18 protein-coding genes, 1 tRNA gene and 1 pseudogene are annotated in these 17,280 nt (G+C 66.5%); 13 read left to right on the forward strand and 7 right to left on the reverse strand.

Annotation, left to right across the window (positions count from 1 at the left end):
* Positions 1–154 precede the first annotated feature (154 nt).
* The 6 genes from BRO63_RS22055 to pdxK all read left to right on the forward strand — a co-directional run bounded on the left by BRO63_RS22055 (position 155) and on the right by pdxK (position 4,499).
* Positions 155–1,120 carry a Bug family tripartite tricarboxylate transporter substrate binding protein gene (locus BRO63_RS22055; protein WP_088141853.1) on the forward strand — a complete coding sequence of 322 codons (966 nt, stop codon included), beginning with the start codon at positions 155–157 and terminating at the stop codon, positions 1,118–1,120.
* 2 nt (positions 1,121–1,122) lie between these two features.
* Positions 1,123–1,764, forward strand: a complete 642-nt coding sequence (locus tag BRO63_RS22060; RefSeq protein WP_088141854.1) for a glutathione S-transferase family protein — start codon at positions 1,123–1,125, stop codon at positions 1,762–1,764.
* A 28-nt stretch (positions 1,765–1,792) separates the two neighbouring features.
* Complete coding sequence (locus BRO63_RS22065; RefSeq protein ID WP_088141855.1) at positions 1,793–2,575, forward strand: aldolase; 783 nt, start codon at positions 1,793–1,795, stop codon at positions 2,573–2,575.
* 93 nt (positions 2,576–2,668) lie between these two features.
* Positions 2,669–3,223 carry a helix-turn-helix domain-containing protein gene (locus BRO63_RS22070; RefSeq protein WP_088141856.1) on the forward strand — a complete coding sequence of 185 codons (555 nt, stop codon included), beginning with the start codon at positions 2,669–2,671 and terminating at the stop codon, positions 3,221–3,223.
* Between the two features lie 43 nt (positions 3,224–3,266).
* Entirely contained in the window at positions 3,267–3,629 is a 363-nt protein-coding gene (locus tag BRO63_RS22075; protein WP_088141857.1) for a cupin domain-containing protein, read from the forward strand.
* A 36-nt stretch (positions 3,630–3,665) separates the two neighbouring features.
* Positions 3,666–4,499, forward strand: coding sequence for a pyridoxine/pyridoxal/pyridoxamine kinase (gene pdxK, locus BRO63_RS22080; protein WP_088141858.1), 834 nt, complete (start codon positions 3,666–3,668; stop codon positions 4,497–4,499).
* Here the strand turns inward: pdxK and BRO63_RS22085 are convergent.
* A complete protein-coding gene (locus BRO63_RS22085; RefSeq protein ID WP_088141859.1) occupies positions 4,496–5,788 on the reverse strand; it encodes a phospholipase A in 1,293 nt (430 codons plus the stop codon). The genes pdxK and BRO63_RS22085 overlap by 4 nt on opposite strands.
* 137 nt (positions 5,789–5,925) lie before the next feature.
* Positions 5,926–7,428 (reverse strand): L-piperidine-6-carboxylate dehydrogenase, encoded by a 1,503-nt coding sequence (gene amaB / locus BRO63_RS22090; RefSeq protein WP_088141860.1) that lies wholly within the window; start codon positions 7,426–7,428, stop codon positions 5,926–5,928.
* Positions 7,429–7,577: 149 nt separating this feature from the next.
* Between amaB and BRO63_RS22095 the strand changes: the two genes are divergently transcribed.
* From BRO63_RS22095 to BRO63_RS22125, 7 genes are all read left to right on the forward strand, one after another.
* Positions 7,578–8,327 (forward strand): amino acid ABC transporter ATP-binding protein, encoded by a 750-nt coding sequence (locus BRO63_RS22095; RefSeq protein WP_088141861.1) that lies wholly within the window; start codon positions 7,578–7,580, stop codon positions 8,325–8,327.
* Between the two features lie 142 nt (positions 8,328–8,469).
* Positions 8,470–9,261 (forward strand): ABC transporter substrate-binding protein, encoded by a 792-nt coding sequence (locus tag BRO63_RS22100; RefSeq protein ID WP_063640959.1) that lies wholly within the window; start codon positions 8,470–8,472, stop codon positions 9,259–9,261.
* A 4-nt stretch (positions 9,262–9,265) separates the two neighbouring features.
* Positions 9,266–9,958 (forward strand): amino acid ABC transporter permease, encoded by a 693-nt coding sequence (locus BRO63_RS22105; RefSeq protein ID WP_088141862.1) that lies wholly within the window; start codon positions 9,266–9,268, stop codon positions 9,956–9,958.
* A gap of 2 nt (positions 9,959–9,960) precedes the next feature.
* Positions 9,961–10,650 carry an amino acid ABC transporter permease gene (locus BRO63_RS22110; RefSeq protein ID WP_088141863.1) on the forward strand — a complete coding sequence of 230 codons (690 nt, stop codon included), beginning with the start codon at positions 9,961–9,963 and terminating at the stop codon, positions 10,648–10,650.
* 11 nt (positions 10,651–10,661) lie between these two features.
* Positions 10,662–11,954 (forward strand): NAD(P)/FAD-dependent oxidoreductase, encoded by a 1,293-nt coding sequence (locus BRO63_RS22115; RefSeq protein ID WP_088141864.1) that lies wholly within the window; start codon positions 10,662–10,664, stop codon positions 11,952–11,954.
* A gap of 12 nt (positions 11,955–11,966) precedes the next feature.
* A complete protein-coding gene (locus BRO63_RS22120; protein ID WP_088141865.1) occupies positions 11,967–12,551 on the forward strand; it encodes a helix-turn-helix domain-containing protein in 585 nt (194 codons plus the stop codon).
* Positions 12,552–12,646: 95 nt separating this feature from the next.
* Positions 12,647–12,723: transfer RNA gene (locus BRO63_RS22125), tRNA-Arg, on the forward strand.
* 121 nt (positions 12,724–12,844) lie between these two features.
* On the opposite strand, the gene BRO63_RS22130 is transcribed toward BRO63_RS22125, so the two are convergent.
* From BRO63_RS22130 to BRO63_RS22150, 5 genes and pseudogenes are all read right to left on the reverse strand, one after another.
* Positions 12,845–13,240 carry a type II toxin-antitoxin system HicB family antitoxin gene (locus BRO63_RS22130; protein ID WP_088141866.1) on the reverse strand — a complete coding sequence of 132 codons (396 nt, stop codon included), beginning with the start codon at positions 13,238–13,240 and terminating at the stop codon, positions 12,845–12,847.
* Positions 13,241–13,301: 61 nt separating this feature from the next.
* Positions 13,302–13,388: pseudogene (locus BRO63_RS22135) on the reverse strand (type II toxin-antitoxin system HicA family toxin); the annotation flags it as partial.
* Between the two features lie 38 nt (positions 13,389–13,426).
* Positions 13,427–14,467, reverse strand: a complete 1,041-nt coding sequence (locus BRO63_RS22140; RefSeq protein ID WP_088141867.1) for an XdhC family protein — start codon at positions 14,465–14,467, stop codon at positions 13,427–13,429.
* 2 nt (positions 14,468–14,469) lie between these two features.
* Positions 14,470–16,761, reverse strand: coding sequence for a xanthine dehydrogenase family protein molybdopterin-binding subunit (locus BRO63_RS22145; RefSeq protein WP_088141868.1), 2,292 nt, complete (start codon positions 16,759–16,761; stop codon positions 14,470–14,472).
* A complete protein-coding gene (locus tag BRO63_RS22150; RefSeq protein WP_088141869.1) occupies positions 16,758–17,231 on the reverse strand; it encodes a (2Fe-2S)-binding protein in 474 nt (157 codons plus the stop codon). The genes BRO63_RS22145 and BRO63_RS22150 overlap by 4 nt, the downstream gene beginning before the upstream one ends.
* Positions 17,232–17,280 lie beyond the last annotated feature (49 nt).

Raw genomic sequence — 17,280 nt, forward strand, 5'->3', positions numbered from 1 at the left:
CCGAAGCCAAAAGGCGAACTTCAACGAAAAAGGCGAACTTTATTCCTGCTGCTCAGGGTTTTCCCTAAACCCATTTTCCTTGCGGAAAATCAATCTCCTATAGGACACTTCGTGTCATGATGGTGCCGATAGGCGGCGCCCGTAGGGGGATGACATGAAGATTTCGGGAATCGCCGGCGCGCTGGCGTTGGTTGCGGCAATGGCGGGCAATGGGGCCCAGGCGGCCTATCCGGACCGGCCGATCCGGCTGGTGGTGCCTTTCGGCGCGGGCGGGATCACGGACATCGTGGCGCGTCAGGTCGGCAAGGGCATGGGCGACGCGCTGGGTCAGAGCATCGTGATCGAGAACCGGCCCGGCGCGGGCGGAGTGATCGCGGCGCAGGTGGCCGCCACCGCGCCGGCCGATGGCTATACGATCTTCATGGGTACGGTGGGCACGCAGGTGGTCAACCCGCTGATCTACAGCAAGCTCAGCTATGACGCGGACAAGTTCGCGCCGGTGGGCATGGTGTCGGGATCGCCGTATTTGCTGGCCGTGCGTGCGGGCGTGCCGGCCAAGACTTTCGGCGAGTTCGTGGCCTATGCCAAGGCCAATCCGGCCAAGCTGAACTTCGGTTCGGCGGGCAATGCGAGTTCGCCGCACCTGGGCCTGGAGCTGCTGAAGCTGACGGCTGGGCTGGACATCGTGCACGTGCCGTTCAAGAGCGGTAGCGAAGCCGTCAATGCCGCCATCGGCGAGCAGGTCGACGTGGTGATGGACGCCAGCCCGGTGATCATGCCGCATGCGGCGTCTGGCAAGCTGCGCGCGCTGGCGGTGGCCGCCGACAAGCGCCTGCCGTCCGCACCGGACGTGCCCGCCAGCAGCGAGGTGGGCGACGCGGCCCTGCAGATCAGCTCGTGGAACGCGTTCTTCGCGCCCGCAGGCACGCCGCCCGAGGTATTGGAAAAGCTGAACGCGGCGCTGCAGAAGACGCTGGCGTCGCCGGAATTGAAGGACCGGCTGGCGTCGCAGGGGACGCAGCTGTACACGGGCAAGCCGGACGAGTACCAACGCTTCATCGCCGGGGAGAAGGCCAAGTGGACCGAGATCGTGAAGCGCGCCAACATCAAGATGGACTGACAATGAACCAGACTCCGCATCCGCTGGCGGGCAAGCCGCTGGAACTGGCCGATACGTTGCGTTCGGGCAATGCCTGGAAGATCCGGCTGGCCTGCGGCTACATGGGCCTGCCGATCAAGCGGCGTACCTTCGATATCGTGCAGGGCGACCTGGAGACCGAGGCGTTCGCGCGCATCAATCCGTGGCGCCAGGTGCCGGCCCTGCTGACGCCGGAGGGCGAGTGGCTGGCCGAGTCGCAGGCCATCCTCTGGTATCTGGGGCTGGGCACGCCCTGGCTGCCTGCCGGCCGCCTGGAACAGTCGCAGGTCAGCAGTTGGCTCAGCTTCGAGCAGACCCAGCACATGCACGCCTTCGCGCAGCCGCGCCTGCTGATCCATCTGCGCAACACGGCGCAGGTCGATGACCCGGCGATGCGGGCATGGCGCGAGATCGGCATGAAGGCGGCCGCGCTGATGAATGCGCATCTGGCGGGCCGCGACTATCTGGTGGGAACCGCGCCGACCATCGCGGATATCGCGCTGTTCCCCTACACGAGCATGGCGGCCGAGGGCGGTTACGACCTGTCCGGCTTCGCCCATATCGACGCCTGGCTGGCGCGCATGCGTACCTTGCCGGGCTTTACGCCGCTGATCGCAGCGGCATGACAGAGACACTATCTTAGGAGTGACGACGATGGCCGATACGATGCACCTGGGCAAGGACGAATTGATCGCGCGGGCGAAAGCCGAAATGCAGCGCCAGTTCGAGACGCCGGACTGGAGCCTGCGCGAGCGCCTGGCGCTGACCTGCCGCATCCTGTTCGACGGCGGGCATGATTCCGGCCTGGCCGGGCAGATCACGGCGCGCGCGCCGGAGCCTAACCGGTACTACACGCAACGCCTGGGCCTGGGCTTTGACGAGATCAGCGCCAGCAATCTGCTGCTGGTGGACGAGGACCTGCGCGTGCAGGAAGGCGGCGGCATGCCGAATCCGGCCAACCGCTTCCATTCCTGGGTCTACCGCGCGCGTCCGGACGTGAACTGCATCATCCACACGCATCCGCTGCACGCGGCCTCGCTGTCGATGCTGGAGGTGCCGCTGGAAATCTCGCACATGGACAACTGCCCGCTGTACGACGACGTGGCCTTCCTGAAGGATTGGCCCGGCGTGCCGGTGGGCAACGAGGAAGGCGAGATCATCTCGGCCGCGCTGGGTTCCAAGCGCGCCATCCTGCTGTCGCACCACGGCATGCTGATCGCGGCGGGGTCGGTGGAAGAGGCCTGCGTGCTGGCGTTGCAGTTCGAGCGCGCCGCCCGCATGCAGCTGCTGGCCATGGCCGCCGGCAAGATCCAGCCCATTCCGCCGGCGCTGGGCCGCGAGGCGCATGACTGGATCCTGACGCCCAAGCGTTCGCAGGTTGGCTTTTCCTATTACGCGCGGCGCGCGCTGCGGGCGCATCCCGACGTGCTGGCCTGAGGGCGTCTGCGGGCGGGGCCGGCTCGACGGCAGGGCCGGATTAGGGCATGCTTACCGGTCGTATTCCGCGACCGTATTTTTGCAACCCCGTCCATGATAGACCTGCCGCACCGCCTGCGCGCCCTGCGCCGCCAGCAAACCCTGTCCCTGGAACAGCTGGCGCAGCGCACCGGATTGACCAAGAGCTACCTCTCCAAGCTGGAGCGGGGCCTGAGCGAGCCCTCCATTTCCACCGTGCTGCGGCTGGCGGAAGCCTATGGCCTGGGCGTGTCGGAACTGGTGGGCACGGACGATGCCGCGCAAGAGGAATTGGTCAGCGTGGTGCGGGTGGCGGACCGCGAGGCCTTGCAGCGCCGGGGGCTGGGCAGCGAGTATCACTACGAGTCGCTGGCCGGCCGCCGCAAGGTCAAGGCGATGGAGCCTTTCGTGGTGCATCCGCCCCGTGATTTCCCCGATGCGACCGCGGTGTTTCCGCACCCCGGCGAGGAATTCCTGCTGGTGCTCAAGGGCGCCATCGAGGTCCATGTGGGCGAACGCCAGTTCCGCCTGGAGACCGGGGATTCCGTCTATTTCGATTCCGAACTGCCGCACCGCATGCGCACCGTCAGCCGGGCCATGGCCGAGGTGCTGGTGGTGGCCGCGCACTGAGCGGGCCTCCGGACTCATCATCCATCCGCATACAGGAACTGCCATGAAGAATGACCAATCGCGGCTTGCCCGCATCGACGCCGGCCCCATGAAGAATCCGGTGCCCGGCAAGCCGCGCCGTCCGATCTCGGGCGACGCCGCGTTCCGCACCGTGACGGCCTTCGAAGGCAATGGCGGCAAGGCCGAAGCCGGCGTCTGGGAAAGCACTGCCGGCGTCTTCCAGTCCAACACCACGGGCTATATCGAGTTCGGCTACATCGTCGAGGGTTCGGCGCGTCTGGTCGATCCGGACGGCACCGTGCACGAGTTGACCGTGGGCGAAGCCTTCGTCATGCCCGAAGGCTATACCGGCCGCTGGGAAGTGGACCAGTTCGTCAAGAAAATCTATTTCATCACCCGCATGTAGCGCCGCGTAAGCCGCGGCAGCCCAGGAGCCAGTCCCATGAGCGCAATCCCCGCCGTTACCGCGCAGGTGGATATCGTTTCCGTCCAATCCCAGGTCGTGTACGGCTGCGTCGGCAACAACGCCGCCATGCCGGTCTTCCGCAAGGCCGGCCTGCACGCGATCGCGGTGCCCACCGTGATCCTGAGCAACACGCCGCACTATCCGACCTTGCACGGCGGCGCCGTGCCGCTGGACTGGTTCGAAGGGCTGCTGCAGGGCCTGGACGAGCGCGGCGTCACTCGGACGGCGCGCTCGGTGGTCTGCGGATATCTGGGGCAACCGGGGCAGGCCGGGCTGCTGGCCAACTGGCTGCCGTCGCTGCGCGCCTCGCGGCCTGATCTGAAGGTGCATATCGATCCCGTCATGGGCGACCGCAACGACGGCCTGTATGTCAACGAGGGACTGGTCGAGCAATACCGGGACCTGCTGGTGCCGCTGGCCGACGGCATGACGCCGAATCACTTCGAGCTGGAATTGCTGGCGGGGCGCGCCCTGTCGTCGATCGACGAGGTGGTGGCGGCGGCGCGTGAACTGATCGCGCGCGGTCCGGACTGGATCGTCGTGACCAGCGCGGCGCCCATGACCGCCGCGGCCGGCACCTTGCAGCTGGCGGTGGTGACGCGGGATCAAGCCACCGTCGTGACGCATCCGGAGATTGCGATACCGCCCTCGGTCCACGGCACGGGCGACGTGTTCATGGCCGGCGTCACGGCGCGGCTGCTGAACGGGCAGGAGCTGGTCGAGGCGGTGCGCGCGGCCGCCGCCCAGGTCACGGTGGCGCTGGAGCGCACCCGCGAACTGGGCTGGGAAGAACTGGCGGTGGAAGGCTAGGGCACCAGCGACAGGCCAACGCGGAACTGCGATTCGTTGCGCTGGTTGTAGCCCAGCAGCGTTTCGCCGTAGCCGTTGAAGTACTGCAGATGCAGGTAGCCGTTCATGTTCAGCCAGGTGCGCTGCAGCGGCCAGGCGAAATCCAGCTGGGTGGTGCGGCGCTTCTGATCGCCTTGCCGGTACATGGCGGAGATGACGGCGCCGTTGTCCTGCGCCCAACGCAACTGCCAGTCGACGTGGCCGGCGTAGTCGGCATAGTCGCTGTTCTCGCTGGCGACGCCGAAGTAGGCCTTGACCCGAGGCGCAAAGGTGAGCGTGCTGCCGCCGTCGAAACGGTAATGGAAGCGCGGTTCGATGTAGCCGTCGTTGAGCGAGCGCGAATCCGCGCCGTCCTTGCCGTTGGAATTGTGTTCGACGCCGGTGTTCATGCCGAAGCGCCAGTTCTGGCCGGCGGACTGCCAGATATTGTCGGATAGCCAGAAGGCGCTGGGATTGAACGTGGTGTCGATGAAGGGCATGGAATCGCCTTCCAGGTCCCACAGCGAGGTCTGCGTGTACGCCAGGTAGAAGTTCTCGTCCCAGGTCGCCGGGCGGTCGCCAGCGGGGCTGAAGAGACGGTACTTGGCGCTGATCTGAAAGCGCGCGGTGGTCTGGCCGCGGGTGCCGATGTCGAAGTACACCGGCTTGTATTCGGAGATCGAGCTGCGGAAGCGGTCGAACGCGCTCTGCTGCTGCACCGTCGGCACGGCGGAAGCATCGGGCGAGGGGCCGCCCTCGGGTGACGCGCCGACCGCGGCCACGGTTGCGGCGGGCACGGGCTCGCCGCTGCTGGCGTCCACCACCGGGCCGCGCGCGGGCGTGCTGGCCAGGGTGCCGCTGTCGCGGCCAGTGGCGTCCAGCGCCATCATCGCGGGCTGGCCTTCGATGGACACGGCCTGCAGGCCCTGGGCCGTGGCGGGCACGACGGCGGTCCAGGCCATGCGCGCGAAGTTGTTGACGGGCACGCTGAAGCTGGCAGTGCCGCCGCGCAGCTTGGCCAGGCTGCGCACGATCTGGCCGTCCTGGCCGCGCCATTGCAGCACCAGTTCCGGCGGCGCTTCCCAGGTGGAGCGGGCAGTGCCTTCGTTGAAGTACACCGCCTCGATGGTGACGGTTTCGCCGGGGGCGGCCGAGGGGCGATCCAGCCGGTACGACACGCCCGCGGTGGCTACGCCCGCCAAACCCATGGCCAGGGCGGCGGCCAGGGTGCGCAGGGGGAGGGCGGATCGTGCTGGACGGCTTATGGTCATCGGGTCATAACGTAGTTTTGTGACCAGGAAATGTAGCATCGACCCCCGCTACAGTTTGTAAGGCTGACTAATCGTATGTTGAAAGCGTAAGCCCCCGCGCAGGGCGGGGGCTTGCATGGACAGCGTTGCGCGCGGGCTTATTCGCCGAACTTGATGCCCTGGGCCAGGGGCAACTGGCGCGAATAGTTGATCGTGTTGGTCGCGCGGCGCATGTAGTTGCGCCAGGCGTCCGAGCCCGATTCACGGCCGCCGCCGGTTTCCTTTTCTCCGCCGAAGGCGCCGCCGATCTCGGCGCCCGAGGTGCCGATGTTGACGTTGGCGATGCCGCAGTCCGAACCGGCCGCGGACAGGAAGGTCTCGGCTTCGCGCAGGTCATTGGTGAAGATGGCCGAGGACAGGCCTTGCGGCACGCCGTTCTGCAAGGCCAGCGCCTGGCTGAAGTCCCTGTAGCGCATCACGTACAGGATGGGCGCGAAGGTCTCGTGGCAGACCACGTCGGTCTGGCCCGGCATTTCGGCGATGGCAGGGCGCACGTACCAGGCGTCGGGGTACTGCTCGGCCAGCACGCGCTCGCCGCCCGTGACCTTGCCGCCCTGTTCGCGCGCGGCCGTCAGCGCCGCCTGCATGGCGTCGAAGGACACGCGGTCGATCAGCGGGCCGACCAGCGTGCCGCTTTCCAGCGGGTTGCCGATAGTGGCGCTGGCATAGGCCTTGTGCAGGCGCTGCACCAGGTCATCGGCCACGCTTTCGTGCACGATCAGGCGGCGCGTGCTGGTGCAGCGCTGGCCGGCCGTGCCGATGGCGCCGAACACGATGCCGCGCGCGGCCATGTCCAGATCGGCCGTGGGGCCGACGATGATGGCGTTGTTGCCGCCCAGCTCCAGCAGGACGCGGCCGAAGCGTTGGGCCACGCGCGGACCCACCTGGCGCCCCATGCGGGTCGAGCCGGTGGCCGACACCAGGGCCACGGCGTGCGAATCCACCAGCGCCTCGCCGATGTCGCGGCCGCCGATCAGCACTTCGGACAGGCCGGTGGGGGCGTCGCCGAAGCGCTGCGCGGCCTGGGCGAAGAGCGCCTGGCAGGCCAGCGCGGTCAACGGGGTTTTCTCTGACGGCTTCCAGACCACCGCGTTGCCGCAGACCAGCGCCAGCGCGGCGTTCCAGGACCACACCGCCACCGGGAAGTTGAATGCGCTGATCACGCCGACCACGCCCAGCGGATGCCAGGTTTCCATCATGCGATGGCCGGGGCGTTCTGAAGCGATGGTCAAACCGTACAGCTGGCGCGACAGGCCCACGGCGAAGTCGCAGATGTCGATCATTTCCTGCACTTCGCCTTCGCCCTCGGCCACGATCTTGCCGGCTTCCAGGCTGACCAGGCGGCCCAGCTCGCGCTTGTGCTGGCGCAGCGTTTCGCCGAACAGGCGCAGCAGTTCTCCGCGGCCCGGCGCAGGCACGTCGCGCCACGCCAGGCTGGCCTGGCGCGCGCGGGTGATGGCGGAATGGGCCTGGGCCACCGTGTGCTCGTGGACCTGAGCCAGTTCGGCGCCGTCTATCGGGCTGCGCGCGCGCAGCGTGCCGCCAGTGAGCGATTCCGGGTTCAGCCCGAGCGCGCGCAGGATGTCTTGGGGAGTGTCCATGCCGGTTCCTTGGGGTGCCTGCGAAGAGCCTGTCTTCGCTTAAGGGTTATGCCTAAGTGGCGATTCTGGAAAAAAATTTACTATACGAAACTCCAGCGTGAATTGCGAAACCTTTTTAACCAAGGCAGCACTCATACGAAGGTGGATCCGTGGCGGAACCTCTGCTGGTAGTCCAGGCAGTCACCAAGACCTATCAACGCGACGGGCAGGCCCCGCATCTGGCGTTGGACGGTATCGACTGCCAGCTCGGCCGCGGCGAGGTCATGGTGGTGGTCGGCCCCTCCGGATCCGGCAAGAGCACCTTGCTGCGTACGCTCAACGGCCTGGAAAGCATCGACAGCGGCGCCATCCGCGTGGACGGCGTCTCGCTCACGGATCCGGCCACCGACGTCAACCGCTGGCGCACCGAGGTCGGCATGGTGTTCCAGCACTTCAACCTGTTCCAACACCGTACTGCGCTGGACAATGTCGCGCTACCCCAGCGCGTGGTGCGCGGGCGCGCCCGCGCCGACGCCGAACGCTACGCCCGCGAACTGCTGGGCCGCGTCGGCATGGGCGACTACGGCGCGCGCTATCCCAGCCAGCTCTCCGGCGGCCAGCAGCAGCGCGTGGCGATCGCGCGCGCGCTGGCCATGGACCCCAAATTGATGCTGTTCGACGAGGCCACCTCGGCGCTCGATCCCGAAACCGTGGGCGGCATTCTGGAACTGATGCGCGCGTTGGCGCGCGACGGCATGACCATGGCGGTGGTGACCCATGAAATGGGCTTCGCGCGCGACGTGGGCGACCGGGCCTTGTTCATGGACGCCGGCCGCATCGTGGAAATGGGCACGCCGAACGAGGTGTTCGGCCACCCCAGGGAAGCGCGCACCCGCGCCTTCCTGGAAAAGATTCTGTAGTCCCTAGCAGCAAGGAAGCAACGGGTCGTCCGCAAGTGCGGCGCCCGGCGGTAACCAGGGCCGGTCCGGCTGATCCGGGCGCTGCCGGCGCACTGTGCTTTGCCCGGAATGACGTGAGTCCATTCACCACAAGGGGTAGGAAATGCTGAAAATCAAACAATGGCTGGGCGTGGCCGGCATCGCCCTGGCGGCCGCCAGCGTCGCCTTGCCCGCGCAGGCGGACGAACTGGGCGACATCCTCAAGCGCGGCGAGCTGCGCGTCGCGGTGCAGACCTCCGGACCGCTGATGAGCTTCATGGACAAGAGCGGCAAGCGCACCGGCCTGGCGGTGGAAGTGGCCAAGCGCATGGCCGACGACCTGGGGGTGAAACTGGTGCTGCAGGACTATGAGTGGAAGGGCCTGATTCCGGCGCTCTTGTCCGGCAAGGCCGACATGGTGGCGGCCGACATGACGCCCACGCCGCAGCGCGCTGCGCAGGTGCTGTTCTCCACGCCCATGTTCTACGCCGACACCGTGGCGGTGGTGCCGAAGGATTCGCCCTACAAGTCGTACGAGGAACTCAACAAGGACGGCGTGACCGTGGGCGTGCTCGGCGCCAGCACCTATGCGGAAGTGGGCAAGAAGATGCTGCCCAAGGCCACCATGAAGGAATTCTCGGGCGGCAGCGCGCCGGTCGGCCAGGCCCTGTCCAGCGGCCGCCTGGACGCCGGCATCATGTCGCTGTCCACCGCCAACCAGTTCCTGGTCGACTTCGGCAACCTGCGCGTGCTGGACGGCATCATGGTGCGCGAGCCCCTGGCCTTCGCCGTCGGCCCCAACGCCTTCCGCCTGAAGTTCTGGCTGGACAACTGGCAGACGCTGAAGACGGCCGACAACACGCTGCCCGAACAGGTGAAGTACTGGTACTCCACCGACTGGAAGAAAGACCACTGAGCCCATGGACTGGCTGCTCGACTTCTATAACTGGCGCATCGTCAGCCAGTACACGGGCCAGTTCGCCACCGGCCTGGCCAACACCCTGATCGCGGCGGGCGCAAGCCTGGTGCTGTCGGTGCTGGCCGGCATCCCGCTGGCGCTTGCCCATATGTCGCCCCGCGCCGCCGTCTGGCGGCCGGTGGCGGCCTATGTGCAATTCATCCGTTCCACCCCCTTGCTGGTGCAGATCTACCTGGTCTACTACGCGGTGCCCATGCTGGTGCCGGGCGCCAAGGGCTGGAGCGAGATGCTGCTGGGCATCCTTGCCATGACGCTGCACCATGCGGCCTACATGAGCGAAATCATCCGCGTGGGCATTGAATCCGTGCCGCGCGGCCAGATCGAAGGCGCCAAGGCCTGCGGCATGAATTACCGCCAGCGCCTGCGCTACGTGGTGCTGCCGCAAGCCTTCGCCAATACGTTGCCGCCGCTATTGGGCCAGACCGCCGTGCTGATCAAGGACACCTCGCTGCTGTCGCTGATCACGGTGTTCGAACTGGTCGCGGCCGGCGTGCAGATGAACAGCGACCGCATCGTGCCCAACGAAAGCTTCCTGACCATCGCGGCCGGCTATCTGCTGATCTATGCCTGCATGCTGCTGCTGTCGCGCGGCGTGAGCACCTGGCTGGCGGGTCCCGCCTGGAACGCGAGGTAAGCATGCTCGACTCCTATATTTCCACCGCCGGCGTCGTGCTGCCTTTCCTGCTGAAGGGTTTCTGGGAGACCTTGAAGATCTCCTTCGTGGCGATCATCGCGGGATCCCTGCTGGGCTTCGTGATCGGCGTGATCCGCAGCTACCGGATCCGCGGCGTGCACCAGCTGCTGGGCCTGTATATCCACATCCTGCGTGGCACGCCGTTCCTGGTGCAGCTCTACATCTTCTATTTCGTGCTGCCCAGTACCGGCATTGAAATGCTGCACTGGGATTCCGGCACGGCCGCGTTCGTGTCGCTGTCGGTCTACACCTCCTGCTATGTGGCCGAGATCGTGATGGGCGCGATCCAGGCCGTGCCGCGAGGCCAGACCGAAGGCGCCATGACGCTGGGCCTGAGGCCGTTCCAGATCCTGCGCCTGGTCATCCTGCCGCAGGCCATGCGTCTGATCGTCCAGCCCATGAGCGGCGTATACGTCATGCTCATCAAAAGCACGGCCATCCTGTCGGTGGTGGGCATCACCGAGCTGACGCGGCAAGGCGAGGTCTTCATCATCACCTTTCCGGCCAAGTCCTTGTTCATCTACGGCATGATCGCCGCTATCTACTTCATCTACTGCTACCCGCTGCTGCGCCTGGCCAACTGGCTGGAAAAGCGCCTGACGGGCGGCCTGCAGGGCGCGGGGCTGAATTGACGCCGACCACCATGGCTTCCGAGTACATCGACACCTACTACAAGCGCACGCTGGCCGACAGTGGCACCCGCTATGCGTCCCTGTCCGGCGCGTCCAGCACCGATGTTTGCGTGGTCGGGGCGGGACTGGCGGGCCTGTCCGCCGCGCTGGAGCTGGCCCGCCGCGGCCGCGACGTGACCTTGCTGGAAGGGCGGCGCATTGCCTGGGGCGCGTCCGGGCGCAACGGCGGCTCCGTCTCGCCGGCATTCTCCGCCGGGGCCGACGCCATCAGAAAGCACGTCGACGAAGACCACTACCGCAAGCTCTACCGACTGTCGATGGAAGGTGTGGAGATCATCCGAAACAACATCCGAGATCTGGATATTGCCGACGCCCGCAAGGTCGACGGCCGGTTGCGCGTGGTGCGCTACGAGGCGACTGACGCCCTGCGGCAGTGGTGCGACAGCCAGCAACGCGACTTCGGCCGCGACGTGCGCCTCTTGAGCCGCAGCCAGGTCCGCGAACGTCTGCTGTCCGACGTCTACTTCCAGGGCGTGGAGGACCCCACGTCCTTCCACTTCCACCCGCTGAACTACGCCCGCGCGCTGGCCCGGGAATGCGCGCGCCTGGGCGTACGCATCCACGAGGACTCGCCTGTCGTACAGGCGTCGCTGGACGGCGCCGTAAAGCGCCTGAAAACAGAGCGAGGCCAGATCGATGCCCGCACCGTGGTGCTGGCCACCGGCGGCTACACCGAGGGCGTGGTCCCGGCGCTGCGCCGCGCAATGCTGCCCATCGCCACCTACATCATGCTGACCGAGCCATTGGGCGACCGGGTGTGGGAAGCCATCCGCACCACCGCCGCCATCGGCGACGACCGGCGCGCCGGCAACTATTACCGCGTGCTCGATGGCGGGCGCATCGGCTGGGGCAGTAGAATCACCACCCGTGTCGACGACCCGCCCGATCTGGCGGAGTCGCTGCGCCGCGAGCTCCTCTCCGTCTACCCCCAATTGCAGGGGCTGCGCGTGGAGACGGCGTGGTCGGGACGCATGGCCTACGCGCGGCATCTGATGCCGCAGATCGGCCAGCTGTCGCCGGACGTCTGGTACTGCACGGCGTTCGGCGGCCACGGCATGAACACCGCGTCGATCGGCGGGCGGGTGGTCGCCGAAGGCATCGCGGGCGACACCCAGCGCTACAAGCTGTTCGCCCCGTTCGGGCTGGCCTGGAACGGCGGCAGCCTGGGCACGGCGGCGGTGCAACTTACTTATTGGTCTTACCAGGCGCGCGACTGGTGGCGGGAGCGGCGGTCGCGGGCATGACAGGGTGCATAGATGGAAGGCAACAAACAGAGCGTGTTGGCACAACGGCTGCGAGCCTTGCGCCAGGCGCGGGCATGGACCTTGAAGCAGGCGGCCGCGGCCACCGGCGTGTCCGCGTCCACGTTGTCCAAGATCGAGAACAGCCTGCTGTCGCCCACCTATGACAACCTGATCAAGATCGCGGCCGGCCTGGAACTGGACGTGGCCGAACTCTTCATCGCGTCCGACGCCCACATGGGCACCGGCCGCCGCAGCCTGAGCCGCCAGGGGGAAGGGCGCCAGTACGAAACCCCGTACTACGACCACCGCCTGCTGTGCACCGCGCTGTCGCACAAGCGCATGATGCCGTTCCATACCCGCGTCAAGGCCCGTTCCTTCGACGAGTTCCACGACTGGAGCCGCCACCGCGGCGAGGAATTCGTCTACGTCCTGGAAGGCGAGGTCGAGCTCTACACCGAGTTCTACGAGCCCGCCCGCCTGAAGGCAGGGGAGAGCTTCTATATAGACAGCCGCATGGGCCACCGGGTGATCAGCCTGAGCCCGGAGGATGCGCTGGTGCTGTGGGTGTCGACCCATGCGGACATAGGCGAAGAGTAGGGGCCAAACCCCGGTATGGCGGGCCGGGCGCCCAAGCCGCCCGCAACAAGGTAAAATGCGGCGCCCGGATCCTTTCCGGGCCATCACCACATCGCGCGGCAGTAGCTCAGCTGGATAGAGCACGGGCCTTCTAAGCCCGGGGTCGGGGGTTCGAGCCCCTCCTGCCGCGCCAGAATCTCCACTGGAATCAAGCGCTTACAATGACGCGTACCCCGGCGGGGTACAAACAAGCAAGCCCCGACACGGATATTCCCGTCGGGGCTTTCTGCTGAGTGAATCCGACTCTACATGCTTCATCTGGCTGTCATGGCGAGATGCGCGATATAGCTGCTGCAGCTTTCACCTGCGGCGCGAGCGCGGTCATCCAAGTGCTTGAGAATGCGGCGCGGAATGGTGATGTTCACGCGCTCAACAGTTTCATTGAGGACCGCAGGATCTACATCAGCAATCGCCCAAATCCAGTTTGCAAATTCCGGATTGGCTTGATGATTGGCAATACTGGTTGCCGGAGGAATGGGATCGCCGGAGTCGATGGCCATTTCAATCCACAATTCAATGGCTTCCTTGGCGTTTTCGATGGCTTGGTCAATCCCTTCGTCCGCTGCCGAGAAGCAGCCGGGCAGATCAGGGACCACGCCCCCCCATGCGTGAGTGTCGCTGCCGGGTTCAATGGCAATGGGATATTTCACTTTAGTGTGCTCCTTGTGTGGCATGGTCTAGCAGGCCTCGGATTGCTCCGGGGGCTGTGCCTCACTTCAAACCAGCTGCTTTGAGGATGCTGTTTAGTAGTCCGATGCCGAGGTCCTTTTTAGGGTGAGGGACGCTGATATGGCCGGGACTTTTTGTTTACCCTTTCACTACCCAGGGCGCGATGCTCATGGCGTCAGGGGTTGGGTCATCACCGCGGGACAGTGTGCTCCAGGTAGCACCCGGCAAGAACCATCGATGGCGGCAGGCAATCCAACCCCGTTCTTGACGGCAAGTATCTCCGCCATGATGCTCACCGCGATTTCCGCGGGCGTCCTGCTGCCGATGTGGATGCCGACTGGCGCATGCAGCCGTTCCAGGGATGCGGCGGTTTCGCCGAAGTGCTCCATGAACCGTTGCCTGCGGATGCCCGTATTGCGGCGTGAACCGATGGCGCCCACGTAAAACGCCGGGCTGTGTAGCGCTTCCAATAGCGCGAGATCGTCCAGCTTGGGATCGTGGCTCAAGGCGACGATGCAGGTGCGCGTGTCGGGGGCCAGCGCCAGCACGGCGTCATCGGGCATCTCCCGGGTGATGTGCACGCCGGGCACGGACCAGCTGCCCGCGTGTTCCCCGCGCGGATCGCAGACTGTCACGGCAAAGTCGTTGAACAAGGCCATGGTGGCCAGGTATTCCGCCAATGCGCCAGCGCCGATGAGCAGCATCCGGTACTGCGGCCCCAGCGTGGAACAAAGCGTCGCGCCGTCGAATTGCACCGCGGCGGGCGTCGAGGACGGCGCCAATGTCACCGCCCCGGTGGCTACGTCAACGGTGCGCTGGACCAACTGGCCGGACTCGAGCCGCCGGACCAGGGCATCCAGCGTTTCGGAGTCCGGCTGGAACTCCAGCAGCAGCTCCAGGGTGCCGCCGCAAGGCAGTCCGAACCGGCGCGCTTCGTCGGCTTCGATCCCGTAGCGCACCAGTTCAGGCGCGCCTCGCGCAATGGCGCCTGTGCCATAGGCGCGGGTGTATCGATGAATCAGGTCGTCTTCGATGCACCCGCCGGAAACAGAGCCGACGCAGCGCCCGTCTTCGCGTAGCGCCATCATGGAGCCGACGGGGCGCGGGGAGGAGCCCCAGGTCTTGACCACCGTGGCCAGCAGCAGCCTGTGCCCGTCCATCAGCCAGGCGCGGGCTTCGCGCAACACGCGGACGTCGACCGTCTCCATGCCTAGGCCACCCTGCGCACCGGCAGGCTGCGGATCCGCTTGCCGGTGGCGGCAAAGATGGCGTTGCACAGCGCGGGCGCCACGGGTGGAACCGGCGGCTCGCCCACGCCGCCCGGAGGCAGGGTGTGATCGTCGTTGACCAGATGCGTGCGGATCACGCGCGGCGAGGCATTGTGGCGCAGCACTTCATAGTCGTGGAAGTTGCTCTGCTTCACGCGGCCGCGTTCGAACGTAATCTCGCTGGCAAGGGCAAGGCCCAGGCCCATGATGGCGCCGCCCTCCATCTGCGCGCGGATGCGTTCGGGGTTGATTTGCGGGCCGCAGTCCATCGCCATGTCCACGGCCACCACGCGCACCTCGCCTTTTGCGTCCACGGCCACCTCGACCACGGTGGCGGTGTAGCTCATGAAGCTGTAGCAGAATGCCAGCCCGAGGCCATGGCCCTGGGGCAGTGTCCTGCCCCATTCCGCGCCTTTGCAGGCCGCTTCGATCACGCCGCGCAGGCGGCCCGTGTCATAGGGGTAGCGCTCGGGGGACTCGGAGTAATTCCAGGTGTCGGCCATCGTGCCCGGGTCGATCCTGCGCGCCGGGCCGATGAGGTCGAGCGCGAAATCCTTGGGGTCCTTGCCCGCGCGGTGGGCCAACTCGGCAATGAAGCACTGGGCCGCGTAGGCATGCGGAATGTTGGCCACCGAACGGAACCAGCCGATGCGGGCATGGGCCTCCACTTCGGCCGTTTCCACCCGGACGTTGGGAATGCGGTACGGCATGTTGATGGCCGACATGGCCGATTCGAATAGCTGCTGGCCCTTGGCGCCTTCGGAGAACAGCGAGGCGATGGTGGGGGCGGCGCTACGGTGCAGCCAGGACTGGACCTGGCCGCTCTGGTCCAGGACCGCCTCCAGGCGCTCGACCGACACGGTATGCAGGTAGTCATGATGAATGTCGTCCTCGCGAGTCCACACCAGCTTGACTGGCGTGCCTTCGGGCATGGCGCGGGCGACGATGGCGGCCTCGTCCACGAAATCGGGCTTGGACTTGCGGCCGAACCCGCCGCCCAGCAGCAAGACATTGACCGTGACCTTGGCGGGCTCCAGTTTCAACCGGGCGGCGACGGCATCGCGCGCGGCGATGGGGTTCTGGATCGACGTCCAGACCTCGGCGCGGCCATCCCGGATCCGGACGGTGGCCGCCGGCGGTTCCATCGAGGCATGGGCCAGATGGGGAACGTAGTACTCCGCGGCGACGCGCTCGGCTTCGGGCGCCTTGGCCCAGGCTTGCGCGGCATCGCCCTGGCTGCGCATGGTCTTGCCGGGCTTGCGCGCCGCCAATTCCAGCGTCTGGCGGTAGGCGCTTGAGTCATAACTGCCGTTGGGGCCGTCGTCCCATTCGATTTCCAGCGCGTCGCGGCCTTGGCGGGCCGCCCAGGTGTTGCGCGCGACGATTGCGACGCCGCCCAGGGGCTGGAACGCGGGCGCCCCTTGCATAGGCGGAATCTCCACGACCTTCAGCACGCCGGGCACGGCCAGCGCCTTGGCGCTGTCGAGACGGCGCAGCTTGCCGCCGACGACAGGAGGACGCGCGACGACGGCATAGACCATGCCGGGCAGGCGCATATCCATGCCGTAGCTCGCCTGGCCCTTGCCGATGGCCTCCAGGTCCACCAGGCGCACCTGGTCCTTCCCGATATAGCGGAACTCGGCCCGATCCTTGAGTTTGAGCGCATCGCCTGCGGGAACCGGCTGTTTGGCCGCGTCCGCCGCCAGTTCGCCATAAGTCAACCGGCGCCCGGAGGGCTGGTGCAGCACTTCATGCTGCACCGCCTTGACCTCGGCCACGGGAACCGACCAGCGCGCCGCCGCCGCGGCTTCGAGCATCTGGCGGGCGGCCGCGCCGACGCGCCGCATGGGCATCAGGAAGTGGCGCACGCTGCGCGAGCCATCCACGTTCTGGTTGCCGTAGCGCACTTCATCGGCCTGCGCCTGTATGACTTTCACGCGCTCCCAGCGCGCTTCCATTTCGTCGGCCACCACCATGGGCAGGCTGGTGCGCACGCCCGTGCCCATTTCGGCGCGGTGCGCGACGATGGTGACGGTGCCGTCCGCGGCGATGCTGACGAAAACTAGCGGATCGTCGACGGTGCCGCCGGGCATGCTGTCAGCGCCGTACTTCTGGGCGGGAGGCTCGGCGGCCCAGGCTGTCGAGACCAAACCCCTGGCCGTGACCGTCAGGGTGAGCGCGCCCAAGGCGCCCTGCAGAAAGCCGCGCCGGGAAAGTTGAGCAGTGTGCGTCATTGCTTGCCTCCCTGGGCCAGGAGCTTGGCAGCCTGCTGGATGGCTGCGCGGATGCGGGGGTAGGTGCCGCAACGGCAGATATTGCCGCTCATGGCGTCCTCGATGTCTTGATCCGTCGGCTGCGCCGAGACCTTGAGCAGGCTTACCGCGGTCATGATCTGGCCCGCCTGGCAGTAGCCGCATTGGGCCACGTTCTGTTCTATCCAGGCTTGCTGCACCGCCCGGCCGACCGCATCCGCCTCCATCCCTTCGATGGTCGTGATGCTGTGGCCAGCCACGGCGGAGAGCGGGGTGACACAGGACCGGATCGGCGCGCCGTCCATGTGCACGGTACAGGCGCCGCACAATGCCATGCCGCACCCGAATTTGGTGCCGGTCATGCCGAGTTCATCCCGTAACGTCCAGAGCAAGGGTGTTTCGCCCGGGACGTTGATATCCTTGGCCTGGCCGTTGATTTGAAGTTGGGTCATGGAGGAATCCTTGGAGGGCGGGCATGGCAGGAGAAAGCTTGCCTGAATC

The sequence above is a fragment of the Achromobacter xylosoxidans genome, from assembly GCF_002192695.1.
In the GTDB taxonomy this organism is placed as follows: Bacteria; Pseudomonadota; Gammaproteobacteria; order Burkholderiales; family Burkholderiaceae_B; genus Achromobacter; species Achromobacter xylosoxidans_C.

Coding starts and splice junctions, on each gene's coding strand:
- BRO63_RS22100 (WP_063640959.1), top strand. CDS start 8,470: ATGCTGAAAATCAAACAATGGCTGGGCGTGGCCGGCATCGCCCTGGCG.
- BRO63_RS22115 (WP_088141864.1), top strand. CDS start 10,662: ATGGCTTCCGAGTACATCGACACCTACTACAAGCGCACGCTGGCCGAC.
- BRO63_RS22110 (WP_088141863.1), top strand. CDS start 9,961: ATGCTCGACTCCTATATTTCCACCGCCGGCGTCGTGCTGCCTTTCCTG.
- BRO63_RS22075 (WP_088141857.1), top strand. CDS start 3,267: ATGAAGAATGACCAATCGCGGCTTGCCCGCATCGACGCCGGCCCCATG.
- BRO63_RS22065 (WP_088141855.1), top strand. CDS start 1,793: ATGGCCGATACGATGCACCTGGGCAAGGACGAATTGATCGCGCGGGCG.
- BRO63_RS22085 (WP_088141859.1), bottom strand. CDS start 5,788: ATGACCATAAGCCGTCCAGCACGATCCGCCCTCCCCCTGCGCACCCTG.
- BRO63_RS22145 (WP_088141868.1), bottom strand. CDS start 16,761: ATGACGCACACTGCTCAACTTTCCCGGCGCGGCTTTCTGCAGGGCGCC.
- pdxK (WP_088141858.1), top strand. CDS start 3,666: ATGAGCGCAATCCCCGCCGTTACCGCGCAGGTGGATATCGTTTCCGTC.
- BRO63_RS22150 (WP_088141869.1), bottom strand. CDS start 17,231: ATGACCCAACTTCAAATCAACGGCCAGGCCAAGGATATCAACGTCCCG.
- amaB (WP_088141860.1), bottom strand. CDS start 7,428: ATGGACACTCCCCAAGACATCCTGCGCGCGCTCGGGCTGAACCCGGAA.
- BRO63_RS22140 (WP_088141867.1), bottom strand. CDS start 14,467: ATGGAGACGGTCGACGTCCGCGTGTTGCGCGAAGCCCGCGCCTGGCTG.
- BRO63_RS22060 (WP_088141854.1), top strand. CDS start 1,123: ATGAACCAGACTCCGCATCCGCTGGCGGGCAAGCCGCTGGAACTGGCC.
- BRO63_RS22120 (WP_088141865.1), top strand. CDS start 11,967: ATGGAAGGCAACAAACAGAGCGTGTTGGCACAACGGCTGCGAGCCTTG.
- BRO63_RS22105 (WP_088141862.1), top strand. CDS start 9,266: ATGGACTGGCTGCTCGACTTCTATAACTGGCGCATCGTCAGCCAGTAC.
- BRO63_RS22070 (WP_088141856.1), top strand. CDS start 2,669: ATGATAGACCTGCCGCACCGCCTGCGCGCCCTGCGCCGCCAGCAAACC.
- BRO63_RS22055 (WP_088141853.1), top strand. CDS start 155: ATGAAGATTTCGGGAATCGCCGGCGCGCTGGCGTTGGTTGCGGCAATG.